Below are 5,695 nucleotides of genomic sequence, written 5' to 3'. Positions count from 1 at the left end.
GGGGGGGGGTGGTCGGGGTCACAGTGCCGAACCCCGACCTCCCGGCGGGGCGCGCGGCCGTGGCGGGCGGCCTTGTTGGGTTCGCTGCCGGACAGCCGGGGCCGGAGCGTTCCGGCGGCTCTCCCGCCTTTATTTCCAGCCGAATTCGCCCCCACCGCCGCACGGCCCGCGCAGCCGCCCTGACCAGGGCATCCGGCCCGATCATGACAGGATCCGCACGCCCGTGCAGTGATCCACTCGCGACCGGATACCCTGCCTGTATGGCCAGCGGCGGCACTCAGGGACCAGGCCGCTAGATCGACCAGGGACAGAGGAGTGGTCTTCGTGACCGTCGTGGAACCCTTCGGGCTCAGCGTGCAGGACCGCGACCTGACCCGGGACGTCCAGGCCGGACTGGAGGCGGTGGAGGCGGCGCTCGGCGAGGCCGTCAAGAGCGACGTCCCCTTCATCACCGTCACGGCCAGTCACCTCCTCGAAGCCGGCGGCAAGCGCTTCCGCCCGCTGCTCCTGCTGCTCGCCGCCCAGTTCGGCGACCAGGGGGCGCCCGGCGTGGTGCCGGCCGCCGTCGTCGTCGAGCTGACCCACCTGGCCACGCTGTACCACGACGACGTCATGGACGAGGCCCCGGTGCGCCGCGGCGCCCCGAGCGCCAACTCCCGCTGGGACAACTCGGTCGCCATCCTCACCGGCGACTTCCTGTTCTCCCGCGCCTCCCAGGTGCTGGCCGACCTCGGCCCGGAGGCCGTGCGGATGCAGGCCGAGGCCTTCGAGCGGCTGGTCACCGGTCAGATCCTGGAGACCCGCGGCCCCGGCCCGGAGACGGACCCCCTGCTGCACTACCTGGACGTGCTGGAGGGCAAGACCGGCTCGCTGATCGCGGTCTCCTGCCGGATAGGAGCACTGATGGCCGGTGCCGAGCCCGCCCTGGTGGACACCCTCGGCGAGTTCGGCGAGCGGATCGGCATCGCCTTCCAGCTGGCCGACGACGTGCTCGACATCGCCAGCGACGGCCACGAGTCCGGCAAGACCCCCGGCACCGACCTGCGCGAGGGCGTGCCCACCCTGCCGACCCTGCTGCTGCAGCAGATGCCGGCCGACCCGGCGGACCCGGACGACGCCCGGCTGCGCGAACTGCTCGCCCAGGACCTCGTGGACGACGAGCTGCACGCCGAGGCGCTGCGCCTGATGCGGGCCCACCCCGCGCTGGAGCGCGCCCGCGCGGAGACGCTGCGCCGCGCCGAGGAGGCCCGGGCGCTGCTCGCGCCGCTGCCGGACTGTGCGGCGAAGGCGGCCCTGGAGGGCCTGTGCGACGCGGTGGCCATCCGCACGATGTGACGCGCCGGCCGTTCGCGTGCTCCGGCGCGCCGGCCGTCCGCACCCCCTGACGCGGTTTCCGGTACGACCGGCCCGGGCTCTCGGTACGACCGGGCCCGGGCCGGTCGCGTTCCGGGTCCGGTTCGCGCCGGACCGCCCCGGAACCCGCGTCCGGGGGCGGCCGGTTCGCGCATCGGGGACGACCGGCCCCCGGGATGGGGGAGACTGGCTTCCGTCAGCTCGCCCCAGCCGGGAAGGTCGCCATGCGTCGCGTCGTCATCGCCGAGGACTCCGTACTGCTGCGGGAGGGACTGACCCGGCTGCTCACCGATCGCGGCCTGGAAGTCGTCGCGGGTGTCGGGGACGGTGAGGCCCTGGTGAAGACCATCCACGACCTGGCGGCGGCCGACGCGCTGCCCGACGTCGTGGTGTCCGACGTGCGGATGCCCCCGAGCCACACCGACGAGGGCCTGCGCGCCTGCGTCGAGCTGCGCGGCCACTACCCGCAGCTGAACGTGCTCGTGCTGTCGCAGTTCGTGGAGGAACGTTACGCCTCTGAACTGTTGGCCGGATCCACCCGCGGCGTCGGCTATCTCCTGAAGGACCGGGTCGCCGAGGTGCGGGAGTTCGCCGACGCGGTCGTCCGGGTCGCCGACGGCGGGACCGCGCTCGACCCCGAGGTGGTGCAGCAGCTGCTCAGCCGCAGCCGCAAGGGCGACGTTCTGGCCAACCTCACGCCCCGCGAGCGCGAGGTGCTCGGACTGATGGCCGAGGGCCGCACCAACGCGGCGGTGGCCAAGCAGCTGGTGGTCTCCGACGGCGCCGTGGAGAAGCACGTCAGCAACATATTCCTCAAGTTGGGCCTGGCCCAGAGCCCGGAGGACCACCGCCGGGTGCTGGCCGTCCTGACGTACCTCAACTCCTAGCCGACACCCCCGGCCCGACCCGCGGAACGGCCCGCGGCCCGCCTCCCGGCCGACGCGCCGGCCGCACCGGGGACGGGCGCGGCCGCAGGGTCCGGGCGCGGCCGCGGGGCCGGGAACGGTCGCCGGATCCGGAATGATCTACGGCGGCCGGACGTTGTCCATGTGTGCGGTACGGGCGCGGGCCGGTGATTTCCCGCCGCACGCGGGAGTTCCGTCCCAGGCCGACTCCACCCGCATAGGATGCGGGAGGTGCACCAGGCGGACGGGGCACGGGGCCGCGCCCGCGGTGGTGTGCCCTAGGAGGTCCGCGGCAGTGACCAGTCAGGTCGATCAGTCAGAGGCAGTGGACGGCTCGGACGGCGACGAGACCCGTGCCGGCAGCGGCGACGTGCGCCCCGGTTCGGGCGTGCCCGCCGGCCCACCCTCCCCGGGCGGCCCGGCACCCGGGCGCACCAAGCCGATCCGCAGACTCGACCGGGTGATCATCCGTTTCGCCGGAGACTCCGGTGACGGCATGCAGCTCACCGGCGACCGGTTCACCTCGGAGACGGCGTCCTTCGGCAACGACCTGTCCACGCTGCCGAACTTCCCGGCCGAGATCCGCGCCCCCGCCGGCACCCTGCCCGGCGTCTCGTCCTTCCAGCTGCACTTCGCCGACCACGACATCCTGACCCCGGGCGACGCCCCGAACGTGCTGGTCGCGATGAACCCGGCCGCGCTGAAGGCGAACCTGCCGGACCTGCCGCGCGGCGCGGAGATCATCGTCAACACCGACGAGTTCACCAAGCGCGCGCTGGCGAAGGTCGGTTACGCGGCCGACCCGCTGACCGACGGGTCGCTGGACGGCTTCCACCTGCACAAGGTGCCGCTGACCACGCTGACCCTGGAAGCGCTCAAGGACAGCGGCCTGGCCCGCAAGGACGCGGAGCGGGCGAAGAACATGTTCGCCCTGGGCCTGCTGTCCTGGATGTACCACCGGCCCACGCACGGCACGGAGTCGTTCCTGCGCAGCAAGTTCGCGAAGAAGCCGCAGATCGCCGAGGCGAACGTGCACGCCTTCCGGGCGGGCTGGAACTTCGGCGAGACCACCGAGACCTTCGCGGTCTCCTACGAGGTGCCGCCGGCCAAGCTCCCGGCCGGGCGCTACCGCAACATCTCCGGCAACCTCGCCCTCTCCTACGGGCTGATCGCCGCCGGGCAGCGCTCGGGCCTGCCGCTGTACCTGGGCTCGTACCCGATCACCCCGGCCTCGGACATCCTGCACGAGCTGAGCAAGCACAAGAACTTCGGGGTCCGCACCTTCCAGGCGGAGGACGAGATCGCCGGCATCGGCGCCGCGCTCGGCGCCGCCTTCGGCGGGGCGCTCGGCGTGACCACCACCTCCGGGCCCGGGGTGGCGCTCAAGAGCGAGACGATCGGCCTGGCGGTCTCGCTCGAACTGCCGCTGCTGGTTGTCGACATCCAGCGCGGCGGCCCCTCCACCGGCCTGCCGACCAAGACCGAGCAGGCGGACCTGCTGCAGGCCATGTTCGGCCGCAACGGCGAGGCGCCGGTGCCGATCGTCGCCCCGGCCACGCCCGCGGAGTGCTTCGACGCGGCCCTGGAGGCGGCCCGGATCGCGGTCACCTACCGCACCCCGGTCTTCCTGCTCTCGGACGGCTACCTGGCCAACGGCTCGGAGCCCTGGCGGATCCCCGACGTCGACGAACTGCCGGAGATCGACCCGCGGTTCGCGACCGGCCCGAACCGCGAGGACGGCGCCTTCTGGCCGTACCTGCGGGACCCGCACACCCTCGCCCGGCCCTGGGCGGTGCCGGGCACGCCCGGCCTGGAGCACCGGATCGGCGGCATCGAGAAGCAGGACGGCACCGGGAACATCTCCTACGACCCGGCCAACCACGACTTCATGGTGCGCACCCGGCAGGCCAAGGTCGACGGCATCACCGTCAAGCCGGTCGAGGTGGACGACCCGACCGGTGACGCCCGGGTGCTGGTCCTCGGCTGGGGCTCGACCTACGGTCCGATCACCGCGGCGGTGCGCCGGGTGCGCGCGGACGGCGGCGAGGTCGCCCAGGCGCACCTGCGCAACCTCAACCCCTTCCCGGCCAACCTGGGCGCGGTGCTGAGGAGTTACGAGAAGGTCATCGTGCCCGAGATGAACCTCGGGCAGCTCGCCCTACTGCTGCGGGCGAAGTACCTGGTGGACGCCGAGTCCTACAACCAGGTGCGCGGACTGCCTTTCAAGGCGGCCCAGTTGGCGGACGTGCTGTGGGCCGCGATCGGCACCCTGGACGAGGAGGACCACCGATGAGCGAGCACCGCTTCCCGTCCCTGCGGTTGGTGCCCAAGGCCGAAGAGCCACAGGGCACAAGGGACTTCAAGACCGACCAGGAGGTGCGCTGGTGCCCCGGCTGCGGGGACTACGCGATCCTGGCGGCGGTGCAGTCCTTCATGCCGGAGCTCGGCATCAGACGGGAGAACACCGTCTTCGTCTCGGGCATCGGCTGCTCCTCGCGTTTCCCGTACTACATGAATACCTATGGAGTGCACTCGATCCACGGGCGGGCGCCGGCGATCGCGACCGGTCTGGCCGGCTCGCGGCAGGACCTCAGCGTGTGGGTGGTGACGGGTGACGGCGACGCGCTGTCGATCGGCGGCAATCACCTGATCCACGCCCTACGGCGGAACGTCAATCTGAAGATCCTCCTGTTCAACAACCGGATCTACGGCCTCACCAAGGGCCAGTACTCGCCCACCAGCGAGGTCGGCAAGATCACCAAGTCCACGCCGATGGGCTCGCTCGACGCGCCGTTCAACCCGCTGTCGCTGGCACTCGGCGCCGAGGCCACCTTCGTCGCCCGCACCATCGACTCCGACCGCCAGCACCTGCAGTCGGTACTGCGCGCGGCCGCCGAGCACGAGGGCACGGCGCTGGTGGAGATCTACCAGAACTGCAACATCTTCAACGACGGCGCCTTCGAGGTGCTGAAGGAGCCCGGCACCCGGGACGAGGCGCTGATCCGGCTGGAACACGGGCAGCCGATCCGCTTCGGCGCGGAGGCCGCCAACGGCGTCTTCCGGGGCCCGGACGGAGAGTTGTCCACCGCGCCCGTCACGCCGGAGAACGAGGCGGACGTCCTGGTCCACGACGCGCACGCGGCCGGCCCGGCCACCGCCTTCGCGCTCTCCCGGATCGCCGACGCGGACACCCTGCACCACACGCCGATCGGTGTGCTGCGCAGCGTCCGGCGGCCCGTCTACGACGAGCTGATGGCAGGACAGCTGGCCGCCGCCACCGCCGAGCGCGGCCCGGGCGACCTGGCCGCGCTGCTGGCCGGCAACGACACCTGGACGGTGGACTGACCGTCCCCCGACGCGCGTCGGGGGGGGGGCGCGCCGGGGGGGAGAGGGGGGCGCGGCGGGGTGGGGGGGGGGGCCGGCTCCCGCGCCACGCG

The 5,695-nt window shown here is 72.6% G+C and carries 4 protein-coding genes; all 4 read left to right on the top strand.

Annotated features, from left to right (window positions below):
* Positions 1 to 324 precede the first annotated feature (324 nt).
* The 4 genes from ACFV0O_RS22490 (at position 325) to ACFV0O_RS22475 (ending at position 5,603) form a co-directional block, all read left to right on the top strand.
* Positions 325 to 1,335 (top strand): polyprenyl synthetase family protein, encoded by a 1,011-nt coding sequence (locus ACFV0O_RS22490; protein ID WP_380344533.1) that lies wholly within the window; start codon positions 325 to 327, stop codon positions 1,333 to 1,335.
* A 242-nt stretch (positions 1,336 to 1,577) separates the two neighbouring features.
* On the top strand, positions 1,578 to 2,240 hold the full coding sequence (locus ACFV0O_RS22485) for a response regulator transcription factor (RefSeq protein WP_360257012.1): 663 nt from the start codon (positions 1,578 to 1,580) through the stop codon (positions 2,238 to 2,240).
* 313 nt (positions 2,241 to 2,553) lie between these two features.
* The gene (locus tag ACFV0O_RS22480) at positions 2,554 to 4,551 is read left to right on the top strand and encodes a 2-oxoacid:acceptor oxidoreductase subunit alpha (protein WP_360257010.1); all 1,998 of its coding nucleotides are present in this window, start codon (positions 2,554 to 2,556) and stop codon (positions 4,549 to 4,551) included.
* Positions 4,548 to 5,603 (top strand): 2-oxoacid:ferredoxin oxidoreductase subunit beta, encoded by a 1,056-nt coding sequence (locus tag ACFV0O_RS22475; RefSeq protein ID WP_380344530.1) that lies wholly within the window; start codon positions 4,548 to 4,550, stop codon positions 5,601 to 5,603. The genes ACFV0O_RS22480 and ACFV0O_RS22475 overlap by 4 nt, the downstream gene beginning before the upstream one ends.
* The last annotated feature ends 92 nt before the right edge of the window (positions 5,604 to 5,695 follow it).

This window comes from Kitasatospora sp. NPDC059577, assembly GCF_042735475.1.
Taxonomy (GTDB): Bacteria; Actinomycetota; Actinomycetes; order Streptomycetales; family Streptomycetaceae; genus Kitasatospora.
This window is presented reverse-complemented; position numbering and strand designations above follow the sequence as displayed.